This window comes from Pseudomonas cichorii, assembly GCF_015471405.1.
In the GTDB taxonomy this organism is placed as follows: Bacteria; Pseudomonadota; Gammaproteobacteria; order Pseudomonadales; family Pseudomonadaceae; genus Aquipseudomonas; species Aquipseudomonas serbiensis.
Genome location: NZ_BLVZ01000024.1, coordinates 30,521 through 48,148, shown reverse-complemented (window position 1 = coordinate 48,148; position 17,628 = coordinate 30,521). Strand labels below are relative to the sequence as shown.

The following is a 17,628-nucleotide window of genomic DNA, read 5'->3' as shown; positions in this document are numbered from 1 at the left end:
GAGGACAATTGCTCCCAAGCGGCAACCGCCGTAGCGACGGAGAATCTTGATGAGCGTTCTGGATGGGGTGTCACTGCTGTTGGCAGTCGGGCTGTTCATTTACTTGCTGGTTGCGCTGCTGCGCGCAGGCCGGAACTAGGAGCTGCCATGCACAGTTATGACTATCTGCTGATTCTGGCTTTTCTGGTGCTGGTCGTATTGCCCGCGCCTTTGCTGGGGCGTTTCTACTATCGGGTGGTGGAAGGCGAGCGCACCTGGCTCAGCCCGGTGCTAGGGCCGGTGGAGAGTATCTGTTATCGCCTGTCGGGCATCGACCCCAAGGTCGAGCAGAACTGGAAGGCTTACCTATGGGCCTTGCTGGCCTTCAACCTGGCCGGTTTCGTGCTGCTGTTCGCCATGTTGCTGGGGCAGGGCGCCTTGCCACTCAACCCGCAGCAATTGCCGGGGATGGAATGGTCGCTGGCGTTCAACACCGCAATGAGTTTCGTCACCAACACCAACTGGCAGAGCTATAGCGGCGAAGCGTCGCTCAGTTACCTGAGCCAGATGGTCGGCCTGACCGTACAGAACTTTGTCAGCGCCGCCACGGGGATTGCCGTGTTGCTGGCGTTCTGTCGCGGCATCAGCCGTCGCTCCACAGAAAACCTCGGCAACTTCTGGACCGACATGACCCGCGTCACTCTGTACGGCCTGTTGCCGCTGTGTATCGTGCTGGCCCTGTTGCTGGTCTGGCAGGGCGTACCGCAAAGCTTTGCCCACTATATCGATGCCGTCACCTTGCAGGGCGCCGATCAAAGCCTGCCCATGGGGCCTGCTGCAAGCCAGATCGCGATCAAGCAACTGGGCACCAACGGTGGCGGCTTCTTTGGCGTGAACTCGGCGCACCCGTTCGAGAACCCGACCGCCTTGAGCAACCTGCTGCAACTGGTGTCGATCCTGCTGATTCCGGCTGCGCTGGTGTTCACTTTCGGGCATTACGTCAAGGACATGCGCCAGAGCCGCGCCATCATGGCCTGCATGCTGATCATGCTGCTGATCGGCGGCGCTGTTTCGCTGTGGGCCGAGTATCAGCCCAACCCGGCGCTGAACATTGCCGGTGTCGAGCAGACCGCGCCGCTCGAAGGCAAGGAAAGCCGTTTCGGCACCACTGCTACTGTGCTCTGGGCGACGGCGACCACTGCCGCGTCGAACGGCTCGGTCAATGCCATGCATGACAGCCTCAACCCGCTGACCGGCATGGTCGCGCTGGTCAACATGATGGTCGGTGAGGTGATCTTCGGCGGCGTCGGTGTCGGCCTCAACGGCATGCTGCTTAACGTGCTGATCGCCGTCTTCCTGGCCGGCCTGATGATTGGCCGCACCCCGGAATACCTGGGCAAGAAGCTGCAAGCGACAGAAATCCGCCTGCTGGTCGCGACCCTGTTGGTCATGCCTGTCGGCGTGCTGGTGCTCGGTGCCGTGGCGGCCAGTCTGCCAGGGCCGCTGGCTTCAGTGAGCAACCCTGGCCCGCATGGTTTCAGCCAGTTGCTGTATGCCTACACCTCGGCCACGGCCAACAACGGCTCGGCGTTCGGCGGTTTCAGTGCCAATACCGTGTTCCACAACCTGATGCTCAGCGTGGCGATGTTCCTGGGACGTTTCGGTTACATCGTGCCGGTCCTGGCACTGGCGGGCAGCCTCGCGATGAAAAAGGCCGCGCCACAGGGCCTGAACAGCTTCCCGACCCACGGCCCGCTTTTCGTGACCTTGCTGACAGTGACCATTGTGCTGGTCGGTGGCCTGACCTTCCTGCCAACCCTGGCACTTGGGCCGATTGCCGAACATTTGAGCCTGGGCTTCTGAGGAGCCGATGATGAATATGCAGATTCCAGTGACAAAGCCGTCTGAAGCGCCAGCAGTGGCCGAGTCGGCAAAAACCAGCTTCTCGTCGTTGTGGCGCGGTGCGCTGGTGCAAGCCTTCGTCAAGCTCGATCCCCGCCAACTGGCTCGTTCGCCGGTGATGCTGGTAGTGGAGCTGACCGCAATCCTGACAACCATCCTGTGCCTGATTCCCGACCCGGCCGTACCGACCGGCGTTGCGGTGCAGATAGCCTTGTGGCTGTGGTTCACCGTGCTGTTCGCCAACTTTGCCGAAGCCTTGGCCGAAGGGCGTGGCAAGGCGCGGGCCGACAGCCTAAAGGCGGGCAGCGAAGGGCTCAAGGCGCGTCGTCGTGATGAGTCCGGCGCGTTCAGCATGGTCAATGCCAGCGCCTTGCGTAAAGGCGATGTGGTGCGCGTCGAGGCCGGGGAAATGATTCCCGGCGACGGTGAAGTCATCGAAGGGATTGCGGCGGTCAACGAAGCGGCGATTACCGGTGAATCGGCTCCGGTCATCCGTGAGTCCGGCGGCGACCGTTCGGCCGTGACCGGCAATACCCGGCTGGTGTCCGACTGGCTGCTGATAAAGATCAGCACCAACCCCGGCGAATCGACCCTGGACCGCATGATTGCCTTGGTCGAAGGTGCCAAACGCCAGAAGACGCCCAATGAAGTGGCGCTGGATATCCTGCTGATCGGCCTGACCTTGATCTTCCTGCTGGTGGTCGTGACCTTGCAGCCGTTCGCCCACTTTGCCGGTGGCAGCCTGCCGCTGGTGTTTCTGGTGGCACTGCTGGTGACATTGATCCCGACCACTATCGGCGGCCTGCTGTCGGCCATCGGTATCGCCGGCATGGACCGGCTGGTACGCCTCAATGTCATCGCCAAGTCCGGGCGTGCAGTGGAAGCGGCCGGTGATGTGCATGTGCTGTTGCTGGACAAGACCGGCACCATCACTTTCGGCAACCGTCGTTGCAGTGCGCTGTACGCCGCCACAGGCGTGACGGCCAGGGAAATGAGCGACGGCACCTTGCTGGCGTCGCTGGCCGATGACACTGCCGAAGGCAAGTCCATCGTCGAATACTTGCGTAACCTGCATCCGATTACCGAGCCAAAACCTTCGGAACTGACGGCTGTGCCTTTCAGCGCCGAAACCCGTTTGTCCGGCGTGGATTATCAGGGCCACCAGTACCGCAAGGGTGCCGTGGATTCACTGCTGGCCTTCGTGGACTTGCAACGTCGCGACCTGCCTGCGGCTCTGGCCCGGGAAATCGACAAGATCGCCAAGACCGGTGGTACGCCATTGCTGGTGTGTGTCGACAAGAAACTGCTGGGCGCCATTCACCTCAAGGATGTGGTCAAGCCGGGCATTCGTGAGCGCTTCGCCGAACTGCGCAAGCTGGGGATTCGCACCGTGATGGTCACGGGTGACAACCCGCTGACCGCTGCGGCGATTGCCGCCGAAGCCGGTGTGGACGATGTGCTGGCCGAAGCGACGCCGGAGAAGAAGCTGGAGCGTATTCGCGCCGAGCAGAACGAAGGGCGTCTGGTAGCGATGTGCGGGGACGGCGCCAACGATGCACCGGCACTGGCTCAGGCGGACGTCGGCATGGCGATGAACGATGGCACCCAGGCGGCACGGGAAGCAGCGAACATGGTCGATCTGGACAGCGATCCGACCAAGTTGCTGGATGTGGTGCAGATCGGCAAGGAACTGCTGGTGACGCGCGGTGCGCTGACGACCTTTTCCATCGCCAACGACATCGCCAAATACTTCGCGATCCTGCCGGCCCTGTTCGCTGCGATCTATCCGCAACTGGGCGTGCTGAACATCATGCAACTGGCCAGCCCGCAAAGCGCGATTGTTTCGGCCATCGTCTTCAACGCCTTGATCATCGTGTTGCTGATCCCGCTGGCCCTGCGCGGCGTTCGGGTCCAGGCCGCCAGCGCGGCTCATCTGCTGCGCCGCAATCTGCTGATCTATGGCGTGGGCGGGATCATCGTGCCATTCGTGGGCATCAAGTTGATCGACATGCTGCTGGTTGGATTGGGGCTGGTGTAACTGACCCAGTCCGTAGGAGCGAATTCATTCGCGAAAGACCGATGCTGTATGGAATACCGCTTTCGCGAACAAGTTCGCTCCTACAAAAAGCGTTGCAACTCACTATGAGGAACTGATGATGTCCACTGTATTACGCCCGGCCTTGAGCCTGATTGTATTGATGACTGTGCTGACCGGTGTGGCTTATCCATTGGCGGTGACAGGTGTTGCTCAGGTGGCCTTCCCCGAGCAGGCCAATGGCAGCCTGGTGTACGACGCCAGCGGCAAGGTGCAGGGTTCGCAACTGATTGCCCAGGCCTTCAGCGGTGATGAATGGTTCCAGCCGCGTCCTTCGGCCGGTGCCTTCGCCACGGTTTCCAGCAGCGCGAGCAATCTGTCACCGAGCAATCCGGCTCTGGTGACCCGTGTCTCTGACGATGCCGCGAAACTGGCGGTCGCGGGGCAGGGCGCGGTGCCTCTGGCTTTGCTGACCACTTCCGGCAGCGGTCTTGATCCGCATCTGCCGCCGTCTGCCGTGGCCTATCAGGCCGCACGAGTCGCGGCGGCGCGCAAACTGCCGTTGGCGCAGGTAGAGGCCCTGATCGAGGCCAATACCGAGCGTTCCCTGATTGGCCCTCCGGTGGTCAATGTGCTGAACTTGAATCGTGGCCTGAATCAGTTAACGTCTGCACAACATCAGGCACAACTTTGAGTGAGTAGTAACAACCATGAGTGATTCCGGCCGTGCCGATGCCTTGTTAGCCGATATGCCCAGAGCCGGGCGTGGGCGTTTGAAAGTGTTTCTGGGCGCTGCGCCCGGCGTCGGCAAGACCTACGCCATGCTGCAGGCCGCCCATGGCCAGTTGCGTCAGGGCGTGAGGGTGCTTGCCGGTGTGGTCGAAACCCATGGTCGCGCAGAAACCGAAGCGTTACTGGGCGGTTTGCCGCAACAGCCTTTGCTGCGCTCGCAATATCGGGGCGTGACACTGGAGGAAATGGATCTCGACGGCCTGCTCAAACAGCGCCCGGAACTGGCGCTGGTGGACGAGCTGGCCCACAGCAACGCGCCGGGCAGTCGCCACGCCAAACGCTGGCAGGACATTCAGGAACTGCTGGCGGCGGGTATCAATGTCTACACCACCGTCAATGTCCAGCATCTGGAAAGCCTCAACGATCAGGTGCGCGGCATTACCGGTGTGCAGGTGCGCGAAACCCTGCCCGACTGGGTGTTGCAGGAGGCCTATGAGCTGGTGCTGATCGACCTGCCGCCCCGTGAACTGCTGGAGCGCCTGCGCGACGGCAAGGTCTATGTGCCGGAACAGGCGCGGGCGGCCATCGATGCATTCTTTACCCAGACCAACCTTACGGCCTTGCGCGAACTGGCGATGCAGACGGCTGCGGCACAGGTCGATAACGACCTCGCCCAAGGCTACCGCCAGTTGGGGCAGGACGCGCCAGCCGTGCGCGGTCGGTTGCTGGTCTGTGTGGATGGCGACATCCATGCCGAGCGTCTGGTCCGCCATGCCAGCCGCGTTGCGCAGCGTCGGCATCTGCCCTGGACGCTGGTGCATGTCGATAATGGCCGGCCTTTTGACGAACAGTCCCGCGCCCGTTTGCAGCGAGCCCAGCAACTGGCCGAGCGGCTTGGGGGTGAAGTGGTGCAACTGCGCGCCGGCGAGGTGGCCAGAACCCTGATTCAGCACGCGGCCGAGCGCCGGGCCAGTGTGGTTCTGGTCGGCCAGTCGCAACCGCGCTTGCGTCGTCGGTTGTTCGGCGGTGGCGTTGCCGAGCGTCTGTTACGCGAAGCCCATGGCCTTGAAATCAGTGTGCTGGACAGCGAGCCGCTGCCGGATCAGCCACGGGTTCGCTCGTCCCGCTCTGCGCCGTGGTTCGACTACTTCCTGGCCCTGATGGCGACATTATTGGCCAGTGCCCTGGCCTGGGCGGTGTCGAACGTACTGGATTTGCCGAATATCTCGCTGGTGTTTCTGGCTGCCGTCCTGCTGGTAGCGATCCGTACCAGTGTGGGGCCGTCATTGGCCTGCTCGGTGTTGTCGTTCCTGGCCTATGACTTTCTGTTCATGCCGCCAAGTTTTTCCCTGACCATCCAGCGCGAAGAGGACGTGCTGACCTTGCTGTTCTTCCTGCTGATGTCTGCCCTGACCGGCAACCTGGCTGCTCGTCAGCGCCGGCAACTGGAAGCCCTGCGCGACACTCAGGAGCAGACCAGCGAGTTGCTGGATCTGTCCCGCAAAATGACCGCCGCGACGGATCGGCAAGCTGTGCTCAGTGCCGCCGAGCATCATTTGAATGGCTGGCAAGAACTGCAAGTCTGCCTGCTGGATCGTGACGGGCAGGGCGGCTGGAAACTCAGCGACGATATTGCTCCGTTGTCCGAACCGGAGCGTGCAGCGGCAGACTGGGCCTGGCAGCATGATCAGGCGGCGGGCTATGGCACCGGCACCTTGCCGTCCGGTCGCTGGTGGTGGTGGCCATTGTCCGGTGAAAACGGGCCGCTGGCCTTGCTGGGCGTGTGCCCTCGCGACGGCCAGGAATTCACCGCCCAGCGTCGCCGTCTGTTGATCGCTCTCAGTCAGCCGCTGGCTCAGGCGCTGGCCCGTGCGCGACTGGCCGAGGATCTGGAAGCGGCGCGTCTGCATGGTGAAACTGAACAACTGCGCAGCGCCTTGCTGGCTTCGGTGTCCCATGACTTGCGCACGCCCCTGACCTCAATGCGCGGCAGTATCGACAGCCTGCTGGCGCTGGGCGAAGCCATTTCTCTGGAGGATCGCCGCGAGTTGCTGGAAGGCACGCGGGACGAGGCCGAGCGTCTGGATCGCTATATTCAGAACCTGCTGGACATGACCCGGCTGGGACACGGCGCATTGAAGCTGGCGCGTGACTGGGTTTCGCCCGGCGATATCGTCGGCAGTGCCCTCAGTCGCTTGCGCGCGGTCATGGCGCCTTTGCAGGTCGAAGCGCAGGTGTCTGCCGAACTGCCGCTGCTGTATGTGCATGCCGCGCTGATCGAGCAGGCGCTGGTCAATGTGCTGGAGAACGCAGCGCGGTTTTCGCCACTCAATGGCCGCTTGCAGGTCACGGTCACGGTGGAGAGCGACGAACTGGTATTTGCGGTCAGCGATGAGGGGCCGGGGATTCCCGAGAGCGAGCGGGCGAAGATTTTCGACATGTTCTACACCGCTGCCCGTGGTGATCGTGGCGGGCAGGGCACGGGACTGGGGCTGGCGATCTGTCAGGGCATGGTCGGTGCCCATGGCGGACGTGTCAGCGTCGGCGCGGGCATTGACGGGCAGGGCACCAGCATCACCTTGCACCTGCCACTGCAAGCCCAGCCTGAAGCAGAAACGGAGTCGTTGTCTTGAGGACGCTTTACGTTAGGCTTATGGCCCACTCGGCCATTGCACGCCCAGGGACATCATGAGTCAGACCGCGACCATTCTGGTGATCGACGACGAGCCGCAGATCCGCAAGTTCCTGCGCATCAGCCTCGTGTCGCAGGGGTACAAAGTACTTGAAGCGGCAACCGGCACCGACGGCCTGAGCCAGGCTGCGCTGAGCAAGCCTGACTTGCTGGTGCTCGACCTCGGTTTGCCGGATATGGACGGTCAACAGGTGCTGAGCGAGTTTCGCGAGTGGTCGAGTGTGCCGGTGCTGGTGCTTTCCGTACGTGCCAGCGAAGTGCAGAAGGTCCAGGCGCTGGATGCCGGGGCCAACGATTATGTGACCAAACCGTTTGGTATCCAGGAGTTTTTGGCCAGGGTTCGTGCGTTGCTGCGTCAGGTGCCGGCCGGCGATAAACCGGAAGCGGTAGTCAATATCGGCCCGCTGATGGTGGACCTGGCCTATCGGCGCGTGCTGCTTGAGGGCGTCGAGGTATCGCTGACCCGCAAGGAGTACGCGGTGCTGGCGCAACTGGCGCGTTATCCGGGACGGGTCATCACCCAGCAGCAATTGCTCAAGGATATCTGGGGGCCGACTCATACCGAGGACAGCCACTATTTGCGGATCGTGGTAGGGCACCTGCGCCAGAAACTGGCCGATGACCCTACCGCCCCGCGATTTATCGTGACCGAAGCGGGGGTTGGATACCGCCTGATGGGCACCTGACCCAGTAGGAGCGAATTCATTCGCGAGAGGCCGATACATCCAAAGAAAATGGTTCGCCTGAAATGCCGTCTCGCGAATAAATTCGCTCCTACATCATCCGCAAACACATGGCGGCGGGTGATCTTTCACCCGTGCTCGTTTTCATATCGATCCAGCGTATCCCTGGCAATCTCACGGCCTAGCGCGATCAGCTCCGGTGCCTTGTAAAACTCGAAGAACCGGCAGACCCGTTTTGGAACGTTGATCAGAATATCCGGCGGATAACCGGCGATCTTGTATTGCGCCAGGGACGTCTGCATCACCTCGAAACTCTGGTTGATCAGGTCCAGCAGTGAGGCCGGCCCCACATTGTCGATGATGACCGAGCCGCTGGCGGATTTCGGGGCACCCGATGCCTGGGGCGCGGCTGCCGGTTGTTGACTCAGCGGGTCGGCGGACTCCTCGCCCAGCCAGGGGTTGCCGATAAGTGCCGATGCAGGCTTCAGGCTGTTCGACTCGCCATCGGCCGTCTCGATCTTGCGACGAAACGGCAGGCGTGAGCCCAGTGAGCTGATCAGTGAGTCAAAACGCTTTTTCACGGCTGGTGGACGTTCAATCGTGGGTAGCTGATATTGCTGCTGGTTGGTTGCATTGAGGTTGATTGCCACGATCAGGTCGCAGTGGCTGGACACCACGGGCACGATGGGCAAAGGATTGAGCAGACCGCCATCCACCAGCATCCGGCCACCCTGCATGACCGGGGTGAACAGGCTCGGGATTGCCGCCGAAGCCCGCATGGCCTGATGCAGGCAGCCTTCCTGAAACCATATTTCCTGCTGATTGGTCAGGTCGGTCGCCACCGCCGTGTAGGGAATACGCAGGTCCTCGATATTGATTTCTCCGACGATGTCGCGGATCTGACCGAAAACCTTCTCGCCGCGAATCGCCCCCAGCCGGAAGCTCACGTCCACCAGACGCAGCACATCAAGGTAATCCAGGCTCTCGATCCATTGACGATACTGCTCCAGCTTGCCAGCGGCATAGATACCTCCCACCACGGCCCCCATCGAGCAGCCTGCAATGCAGGCAATTTCATAGTCGCGCCGTTCCAGCTCTTCGATCACGCCAATATGGGCATAACCACGAGCGCCACCGGAGCCCAGCACCAGTGCTATTCGTTTTTTCATCAGATCGCTCCTGATTTGTATCGATCCACGACCGGGTAATGCAGAATGCCATGCAATGAAAACAGTTGCTTACGGCACTTTTAGTGGCAAGTATCGTCAAAGTCGCACACTCTTTTTTTACTTCTGAGGTAACACCCCCATGAAAGCCTGGATCTGTTTGCCATTGTTCATCGTGGTCCTTGCAGGTTGCGCCGGCAAGACCGGGTATCGGGATAGCTGCGCCAGTCAGCTCGACAGTGCCTGGCAGGAGCTGGATCTGGCCAAGGCCGAGGGTTTTGCCGGGACGGTCAGTTACTCCAAGGCTTTGTCGCTATTGACCGGTGCCAAGACCCAGCAACAATTCGAGGCGTTTGAAGGTTGTACCCAAAAGGCCGAGAAAGCACGTTTCTATATTCGTGAGTCCCGAGCCGGTCGCTGACTCTGCTTTAGCGAATGAATCCGCTCCGGCGCCGTCGGCAGGAGCGAATTCATTCGCGAACAACCATCTCACATCTCCCGCAGCAATTCTCCTCTCTCCTCTGGCGAAAAGGCCTACGCTAACCGTAAAGTGTTTGTGCGTATGGCATCGTTTGCAGTCCCAATGGCTTGTAAGCAGTCGCCTGGAGAGGCTTTCAGATGGGCAGAAAACTCGATGCATGTCTCAGTGCCATAAATGAAGTGGTTCTGGGCAAGGAGGGGCAGGTACGTCTGGCAATGACGTGTCTGCTGGGTGGCGGTCATTTGCTGATCGAAGACTTGCCGGGTATGGGCAAGACCACCCTCAGTCATGCTCTGGCCCGGATACTGGGCTTGAGCTATCAGCGTATCCAGTTCACCTCGGACCTGTTGCCCGGAGATATTCTCGGCACCTCAGTGTTCGATCGCGATACCGGGCAGTTCACCTTTCATCCGGGGCCTGTCTTCGCCGAGCTGGTGCTGGCTGATGAAATCAACCGGGCAACACCCAAAAGCCAGAGCGCCTTGCTTGAAGCGATGGAGGAAGGTCAGGTTTCCATCGAGGGCGCGACGCGACTGTTGCCCGATCCATTCTTTGTGATCGCTACCCAGAACCCGTTCAGTTCGGGTGGCACCTTTGCCTTGCCCGAGTCGCAACTGGATCGTTTCCTGATGCGCATTTCCATGGGCTATCCGGCCCGCGCAGCAGAAAAAGCCCTGTTGCTGGGGCAGTCCAGGCGTGAGCTGATGCCGCGTCTGCAGCCGATACTCAACCATGCCGAACTGGGCCTGTTACAGGCCCAGGCGCGGCAGGTGAGGGTCAGCGATGCGCTGGTGGATTATGTCTTGCGTCTGGTGGACGCCACTCGCAGTCAGCCGCAGTTCGCCTACGGGCTTTCCCCGCGTGCAAGCCTGGCGATTCTGGCAGCGGCGCGGGCCTGGGCCTTGTTGCTGGGGCGAGATTATGTGATCCCCGAGGATGTGCAGGCGGTGCTGCCATCTGTGGTCGGTCATCGTCTTCGCGAGCGTAGCGACCCGACCGGTCATGGCGGCGGGGCGCTGGTGCAGTGGCTGCTGCGCGAGGTGCCGGTGCTTTGATCCAACAGCTCAAACCGCTCTGGCAGCGCTGGCTGGGGCGGCGGATTCCTCCGGCGGCGCGCATCAAACTGGATCATCGGCGCATTTTCATCCTGCCGACCCGTACCGGTGCCACTTTCGCGTTCGTGGTGTTCCTGATGCTGCTGGTTTCGATCAATTACCAGAACAGCCTGGCGTACGGCCTGACCTTTCTGCTGCTGTCGGTGGGAATACTGGCGATCCTGCATACCTATCGCAATCTTGGCGGGCTGGTGCTCAGTGCCGGTCTGGCACGTTCGGTATTTGTCGGTGAACCGGTGCAATTACGCCTGCGTCTGGAAAGCGCCGGTTATGCCCATCATGCGATTGGCCTGGGATGGGATGCGCAAGGCTTACAGCAGAGCGACGTGTCTGCCGAAGGCCTGACGGAAGTCGAGTTGACCTTGCCCGCCGAAACCCGAGGCTGGCTGCGTGCTCCTCGATTGCGCGTCGATAGCGTCTTCCCGCTGGGGATTTTCCGGGCATGGAGCTGGCTTGATCTTGAGCAGAGCGTCCTGATTTACCCTCGCCCGATACCCGGCGCAATGCCGCTGCTTCAGGGCGTGCAGCCTCATGCCCAGGACGATGGTCAGGCGACTCAGGGCGCGGGGGTTGATGATTATCAGGGGTTGCGCAGCTATCAGCCTGGAGATAACCGCCGACGCCTGCACTGGAAGGCGTATTCCCGAGGTCAGGGTCTGCTGGTCAAGGATTTCACCGACCTGAGCGGCCATGAGCTGTGTCTGGATTTCATGGCGCTGGGGGGCGACATCGAGGAGCGTCTGTCGCGCCTGTGTTACTGGGTGCTGGAGCTGTCGCAACGCCAACAGCCGTTTGCACTGCGTTTGCCGGGTTTCCTGTCGGCGGTGGACAGCAGCGACGCCCATCGCGAGGCCTGCCTGCGCGAGCTGGCGCTGTTCGGCAACCGCTCATGAACAGCATCAGCCTCGGGCAACCTGTCCCGCGTCCCGGCCTGATCTGGTTGTTACTGGCCCAGGCCCTGGTCATTCTGCCGTTCATCACTCATCTGCCGGTATCCATCATCCTGTTGTGGCTGGGGTGCATGGCATGGCGCGTCCAGGTCATGCGTATGCGAGCCCGCATGCCGGGTAACTGGGTCAAATCGGGCCTGTTGGTCGGTACGGCCGCAGGCGTGTATCTGGCGCGTGGCAGCCTGGTGGGGCTCGATGCGGGGGCGGCGCTGCTGATTGCTGCATTCGTGCTGAAGATGCTTGAAGTCCAGACCCGTCGCGATGCACTGGTCCTGATCTTTCTGGGGTTCTTTTGTGTGGTGGTGGGTTATCTGTTTGAGGACAACCTGCTTTGGGCACTGTTCAGCCTGTTGCCGATTACAGCATTGCTGGCGGCGCTGATCGGCTTGCAGCAGTCGGATCTGGCCAGCAAGCCCGTCAACAGCCTGAAGCTGAGCTTCAAGTTGATAGCCCAGGCCTTGCCTCTGATGTTGCTGCTGTTTTTGTTCTTCCCGCGTCTTGACCCGTTGTGGGCGCTGCCGCAGCCAAGCAACAAAGGGGTTACCGGCTTGTCGGACAGCATGTCGCCGGGTGATCTGACCGAGCTGAGCAAGTCGCCAGCCCTGGTGTTTCGTGCCAGTTTCAAAGGGCCGGTGCCGGCGCGCAATCAGTTGTACTGGCGCAGCCTGACCCTTGAACAGTTCGATGGCCGTCGCTGGTCGCAATCGTTGCGAGCCCAGACGATCCAGATTCCTCAGTGGCAAAAGCGCGGCGATGCGTTGACCTACAGCATCGTCATGGAGCCTAGCGGGCGTCCGTGGCTGCCAAGCCTTGATGTCGGCGAAACGAATCTGGCCGAGGTGCGCCAGATGAGCGATTTTCGTTTGCAGCGCAGACGTCCGGTCGATCAGGCCTTGATGTTCGCGGTGACCTCATGGCCACTGTCGGTTCGTGATGCGCAATTGAGCGAGAACATTCAGCGTCAGGACCTGCAACTGCCCGCCAAGGGCAATGATCAGGCCAGGCAGTGGGCCAGGGATCTGTTGCGCCGCTACCCCAAGCCCGATGCATTGGTCGAGGCCATGCAGCGGTATTTTCGCGAAGAGTCTTTTCATTACACCCTCAAGCCAGCGCCTCTGGGCCTGGACAGTATCGATGATTTCCTGTTCGTCAGCAGGCGGGGGTTCTGCGGTCATTACGCTGGAGCCATGACCTTTGTGTTGCGGGCGGCGGGGATTCCGGCGCGCGTAGTGGCGGGTTATCAGGGCGGTGAATTGAACCCGGATGGACAATACCTGACCGTGCGCCAGTTCGATGCCCACGCCTGGGTCGAGTACTGGCAGCCGGATGTCGGCTGGCGCAGTGTCGACCCGACCGCTGCCGTGGCGCCCGAGCGTATCGAACAGGGACTGGAGCAGGCATTGGCCGCCGATGAAGCATTTCTGCAGGACTCGCCCATGTCGGCGTTGCGTTATCGGGACGTGGCCTGGATCAACTCATTGCGCCTGAGCTGGGACAACCTCAATTACGGCTGGCAACGCTGGGTGCTGGGTTATCAGGGACAGCAGCAATTGCAGGTGCTGGGCCGCTGGTTCTCGGGTTTTCAGGTGCCGGTTTTCGTAGGGGGTGTGCTGGGGGTTCTGGCACTGATAGCCTTGTGGCTGTTCAAACCCTGGCAGCGGGAAAGCGATTCGCAGCTTCGTCTGTTCAAGGCGTTCGAGCGTTTGCTGGGGCGCCATGGGTTACACCGTCTGCCGGGCGAGGGCGCCGAGGCATTCTGTCGTCGTGCCGTGCTGTTTTTTCCTCGTCATGCCGATGCCATCGAAGCATTCGTTGCAGAGTTTCAGGCTCAGCGATATGGCGCAAGCGGGGCGTCGCTGAGCGAGCTGCGTCGGTGCCTCAAGCAATTGCGCCGTCGTTTGCCATGGCGTCTGGCGCCCGTGAAGGGCAGTCATTCATAAACTGATGCCGATCAGTCAAGAGGCTGATTTCAAAAAAACGGGTGGCTGGGGTCACAATCCGTGGTAGGGGTCTTGGCCGCGACAGCCCGGTTTCAGGCGCTGAAAATGTGTTGTCTGTAAGCAGGTCGTTGCGGCCAAGGCCCCTCCCATAAAGTCTGCACAAGTCACAGGTATGCCTTGGCTGATCGGCATTAATCATTCATAAACCGTTTTTTCAGAGGGGGTAGGCATGTCGTCGATGGTGAATCATCTGATCGCCGAAGTCATTGCGCTGGACGTCAAGTTGATTGCGTGCCAGGCACGTGTGGCGGTATCCACCGACAGTGAAGCGCTGCACGACCTGCGCACCACGGTACGTCGTCTGCGCAGTGTGTTGCGTCCGTTGCGCGAGCTGTCGAGTGTCGAGCCGCTGGAGGAGGCGGCAAAGGCGGTTGGCCAGTTGACGACGCCCTTGCGCGACATGCAGGTACTGGCTGCGTTTCTTGCGAAAAAAGGCTTGAGCGAAGCGGCCAGCAAGCGCGATGAATATCTGGAAAAGGCCTGCCCGAAGGTGGCGAGGTCTGCGGAGTTGATCCGGTTGCTCACCATGCTCGATCAGTTCCCGGCCATGCTGCGCATGCAGGAGCGTCAGGGTGGTTTGGGTGACCTGCGCAAGACCATCGAGAAACGCATGGACAAGCAATGGCACAAGCTGCGCGTTGCCATGGCTGATCCGGGCCATGACCGTCACGATCTGCGTTTGCTCATCAAGCGCGTGCGTTACGCCGCCGAGGCTTATCCGCAACTCAGCCATCAGCCCAAAAAGTTGCAAGCCAGGCTCAAGGCTGCCCAGAGCGAACTGGGTAACTGGCACGATCATTTGCAGTGGCTGGCGCAGGCCGGACAAGAAGCGGATCTGGCGCCCTGCATTGCAGGTTGGCAGATCGGTATCGTACGGGCCGAGCGTAAAGCCGAAGTGGCATTGGAGCGGTTGGCCAAAGATTGTTTCTGATTCTGGGTATCTGTGTCATTCAGGCCGCAAATATGGCCGATACGGCGTATGTCAGCAGGCGACGGGGTCGTTAAGATCCTGTTCAGTCAGCTTTTTCCTACACCGGGGTGCCCATGAATTTTTCTGACCTGCTCAACGCGGTTCGCGACAACCCACAGTCTGTCACCATCCCGGCTCAATGGTCCCAGGGGCGTGCCTGTTTTGGCGGGCTGATGGCAGCCTTGCAATACGAAGCCATGAGCGCCCGCGTTCCACAGGACAGACCGGTACGTTCCCTGGCGATCACCTTTGTCGGGCCAGCCGAGCCAGAGATTCCGATCTCTTTCGAGGTGGAGATATTGCGTGAGGGCAAGGCGGTCAGCCAGGTGCTGGGGCGAGCGGTGCAGAACGGGCAGGTGATGACCCTGATGCAGGGCAGTTTTGGTGCCCCGCGTGAGTCGGTGATTGCGGTCGAGGCCGATCCGGCCCCTGAACTCAAGTCATTGGAGCATTGCCCGGCGCTGCCTTTCATCAGTGGCATGATGCCTGAGTATCTGCGCTTCATGGAGTTACGCTGGGCATTGGGTGGTTTGCCGTTCAGCAATACAAAGTCGCCAGCCATTGGCGGTTACGTACGTTTTCGCGTTGATGGCGAATCCGAGCCGCTGACGCATGCGCATATTCTGGGAATGGTCGATACCTGGCCGCCTGCTCTCTTGCCGCACTTGAGCAAACCCGCACCCGGCAGCTCATTGACCTGGACCATCGAGTTCGTCCAGCCACAACCCGCCTTGAACACACTCGACTGGTGCAGCTACCGTGCAGTGATCGAGCATGCCCGCGATGGTTATGGCCATACCGCTGCGATGCTGTGGGCACCTGATGGTGAGTTGGTGGCTATCAGCCGACAGACTGTGACGGTTTTTGGCTAAGCCCTGGAGGTGCGCAGGAATTACTTGCGATGCCTTTGCTTCCAGGCGCGCCACCATCCGCCACTCAGAACAAAGCGGGGGAAGGTCACGAACTGTTCGGTCAGCAGACGTTTTACTGCATCGTTCCTGTCGCTGAAGGGCTCGGGTGCCTGAGCTTCCAGCGAGTGGCCGTGACGCTGGAAGCCCAGTGCTGCGATCAGGCCGATGATGCCGATGGCAATCGAGGAAAAGCTCAGCGAGAAGATGCCATCGAGCAGTAACAGAACCGCGAGGATAAACAGCGGGACGGCAATCAGGTGCAGGACAAGATTGGCCGGGTGCTGATGGTTGTCGGCATAGCCACGCCACTGCCAGGTGGGGAGATTGGGGAGTCGCTTGCCCATACTGCTGTCCTCTTCAATACATATTTCAATGTGTGAAGAATAGGCTTGGCTCCGTTTGTCCGCGAGCCAAGCCTGACTATCGGTCCGATAGGCCTTTACAGCTTGAGTTGGCCGATGGCCTTGCTCAGTTCACCTGCCAGAGTGGCCAGATCGTCACTGGTGGAAGCCGAGTCCACGGTCTGGGTGACGGTGCGTTCGGTGACATCGCGAATACTGACCACTGCGCGATTCATTTCTTCGGCCACCTGGCTTTGTTGCTGGGCTGCGACGGCAATCTGGGTATTGCTTTCGCGCATCTGCGCCACGGCGCCGGCAATGGCGGCCAGCGCTTCACCGGCTTCCTGGGCTTGCTGCACGCATTCGTCGGCCTTGTAGGAACTGTCCTGCATGAAGTCCACGGCATCGCGGGTTCCGGCTTGCAGATCTGAAACCATGCTGGTGATTTCGTCGGTGGAGGTCTGCACACGCTTGGCCAGGTTGCGAACTTCGTCGGCAACCACCGCGAAACCGCGACCCATTTCCCCGGCGCGTGCAGCTTCGATGGCCGCGTTTAGTGCCAGCAGGTTGGTCTGTTCGGCAATGCTGTGGATCACGTTGACCACGCCATTGATCTTCTGGCTGTCTTCGGCCAGGCGCTGGATCATTTGAGCGGTCTGCTGCACACCGCTGGACAACCCGGCAATGGAAACCTGAACACGATCGACCACGGCCTTGCCACCACCGGCAAGATTGTCTGCGGTCTGGGACTGATCCCGTGTGGTGCTGGCGTGCTGGGCAATGTGATGGACCGTGGCGGTCATTTCATTGATCGCCGTGGCGACCTGATCGGTTTCGCTTTGCTGGCCGAGCATGCCGTGGCGCACATCCTTCATGCCGGAAGCCAGGTGAGCTGCGCCTTCATCCAGACGTGTGGCAGTCTGCGAAACGGTATTGACCACTCGCTGATAGCCCGCCTGCATGGCATTGAAGGCCTTGGCCATCTGGCCCACTTCATCGTCGCTGCCATTGGGGACGCGGGCAGACAGGTCGCCGCTTTTCTCCACATGCAGCATCACATCCTTGAGGGTGTTGAGCTGGGTGAGGATGAAGCGAATCAGCAATTGCGAAGCGCAGAGCATCGCAATCATCAGCACGAATACCGCGATGGCGTAGTTGGCAAAGCGATCCTTGAGCACCTGCACGGCAGTAGGTGCAACGGCCAGTACGGCGATGCGCTGACCGTCGGCGCGGCTGACGACCTGTGCGCCGATCACGGACTGTTCGCCTGCCTGTTTGTCCAGCGTGACCCAATCCGTTGCATTGCTCAGCTCGGGCAATGGCAGGTTTTTCAGGCTGGGTGTCTGGCCCTGCGCGTAGACCAGGGTATTGACGGAGGAGGGCAAAGGCTGCGCGGCGGGCCATGCGGCAATCAGGCGGGCCTGCGCCTGGGCGGCGTCTTTGGCGGTTTCCTGCCGAGCCTGTTGCTCCAGCTCGACGGCGTACACCACCAAGAGCAGGGTGGTGATGAAAGCGACCGCGTTAACGGCCCAGAACTTGTACTTCAGTGAGAGGTTGCTAAGCAATGAGCCCATAAGTGGTCTTCTTTTGGTTGATCGTTAGAGATGTGCAGCAAGGTGCCATCACGATGCCTTAGCCATTAAACAAACAGTTGATGCGGGTCAAGGTAAC

15 protein-coding genes are annotated in these 17,628 nt (G+C 60.7%); 12 read left to right on the top strand and 3 right to left on the bottom strand.

Features of this window, described 5'->3' with window-relative positions:
- The first annotated feature begins 49 nt into the window (after positions 1-49).
- The 6 genes from kdpF (at position 50) to JL015_RS26920 (ending at position 8,026) form a co-directional block, all read left to right on the top strand.
- Positions 50-139, top strand: coding sequence for a K(+)-transporting ATPase subunit F (gene kdpF, locus JL015_RS26945; protein WP_074569008.1), 90 nt, complete (start codon positions 50-52; stop codon positions 137-139).
- 8 nt (positions 140-147) lie between these two features.
- Entirely contained in the window at positions 148-1,842 is a 1,695-nt protein-coding gene (gene kdpA / locus JL015_RS26940; RefSeq protein WP_201020615.1) for a potassium-transporting ATPase subunit KdpA, read from the top strand.
- 10 nt (positions 1,843-1,852) lie between these two features.
- Positions 1,853-3,919 (top strand): potassium-transporting ATPase subunit KdpB, encoded by a 2,067-nt coding sequence (gene kdpB / locus JL015_RS26935; protein ID WP_201002493.1) that lies wholly within the window; start codon positions 1,853-1,855, stop codon positions 3,917-3,919.
- A 118-nt stretch (positions 3,920-4,037) separates the two neighbouring features.
- Complete coding sequence (gene kdpC / locus JL015_RS26930; protein ID WP_201020614.1) at positions 4,038-4,610, top strand: potassium-transporting ATPase subunit KdpC; 573 nt, start codon at positions 4,038-4,040, stop codon at positions 4,608-4,610.
- A 16-nt stretch (positions 4,611-4,626) separates the two neighbouring features.
- Positions 4,627-7,281, top strand: a complete 2,655-nt coding sequence (locus JL015_RS26925) for a sensor histidine kinase (protein ID WP_201020613.1) — start codon at positions 4,627-4,629, stop codon at positions 7,279-7,281.
- A gap of 55 nt (positions 7,282-7,336) precedes the next feature.
- Complete coding sequence (locus JL015_RS26920) at positions 7,337-8,026, top strand: response regulator (protein ID WP_201020612.1); 690 nt, start codon at positions 7,337-7,339, stop codon at positions 8,024-8,026.
- A 125-nt stretch (positions 8,027-8,151) separates the two neighbouring features.
- Here JL015_RS26920 and JL015_RS26915 read toward each other — a convergent pair whose 3' ends face one another.
- Entirely contained in the window at positions 8,152-9,192 is a 1,041-nt protein-coding gene (locus JL015_RS26915) for a patatin-like phospholipase family protein (RefSeq protein WP_201020611.1), read from the bottom strand.
- A 139-nt stretch (positions 9,193-9,331) separates the two neighbouring features.
- Between JL015_RS26915 and JL015_RS26910 the strand changes: the two genes are divergently transcribed.
- The 6 genes from JL015_RS26910 (at position 9,332) to JL015_RS26885 (ending at position 15,577) form a co-directional block, all read left to right on the top strand.
- Positions 9,332-9,610 (top strand): hypothetical protein, encoded by a 279-nt coding sequence (locus JL015_RS26910; protein ID WP_025260601.1) that lies wholly within the window; start codon positions 9,332-9,334, stop codon positions 9,608-9,610.
- A gap of 197 nt (positions 9,611-9,807) precedes the next feature.
- On the top strand, positions 9,808-10,725 hold the full coding sequence (locus JL015_RS26905) for an AAA family ATPase (protein ID WP_201002484.1): 918 nt from the start codon (positions 9,808-9,810) through the stop codon (positions 10,723-10,725).
- On the top strand, positions 10,695-11,678 hold the full coding sequence (locus JL015_RS26900) for a DUF58 domain-containing protein (protein ID WP_201020610.1): 984 nt from the start codon (positions 10,695-10,697) through the stop codon (positions 11,676-11,678). The genes JL015_RS26905 and JL015_RS26900 overlap by 31 nt, the downstream gene beginning before the upstream one ends.
- Positions 11,675-13,675 (top strand): transglutaminase TgpA family protein, encoded by a 2,001-nt coding sequence (locus JL015_RS26895; RefSeq protein WP_201020609.1) that lies wholly within the window; start codon positions 11,675-11,677, stop codon positions 13,673-13,675. The genes JL015_RS26900 and JL015_RS26895 overlap by 4 nt, the downstream gene beginning before the upstream one ends.
- 229 nt (positions 13,676-13,904) lie before the next feature.
- Entirely contained in the window at positions 13,905-14,666 is a 762-nt protein-coding gene (locus JL015_RS26890; RefSeq protein WP_236250287.1) for a CHAD domain-containing protein, read from the top strand.
- Between the two features lie 113 nt (positions 14,667-14,779).
- Entirely contained in the window at positions 14,780-15,577 is a 798-nt protein-coding gene (locus JL015_RS26885) for an acyl-CoA thioesterase (RefSeq protein ID WP_201002478.1), read from the top strand.
- A gap of 20 nt (positions 15,578-15,597) precedes the next feature.
- Here JL015_RS26885 and JL015_RS26880 read toward each other — a convergent pair whose 3' ends face one another.
- Positions 15,598-15,960 (bottom strand): Mpo1-like protein, encoded by a 363-nt coding sequence (locus tag JL015_RS26880; protein WP_201020608.1) that lies wholly within the window; start codon positions 15,958-15,960, stop codon positions 15,598-15,600.
- 95 nt (positions 15,961-16,055) lie between these two features.
- A complete protein-coding gene (locus JL015_RS26875; protein ID WP_201020607.1) occupies positions 16,056-17,531 on the bottom strand; it encodes a methyl-accepting chemotaxis protein in 1,476 nt (491 codons plus the stop codon).
- Positions 17,532-17,628 lie beyond the last annotated feature (97 nt).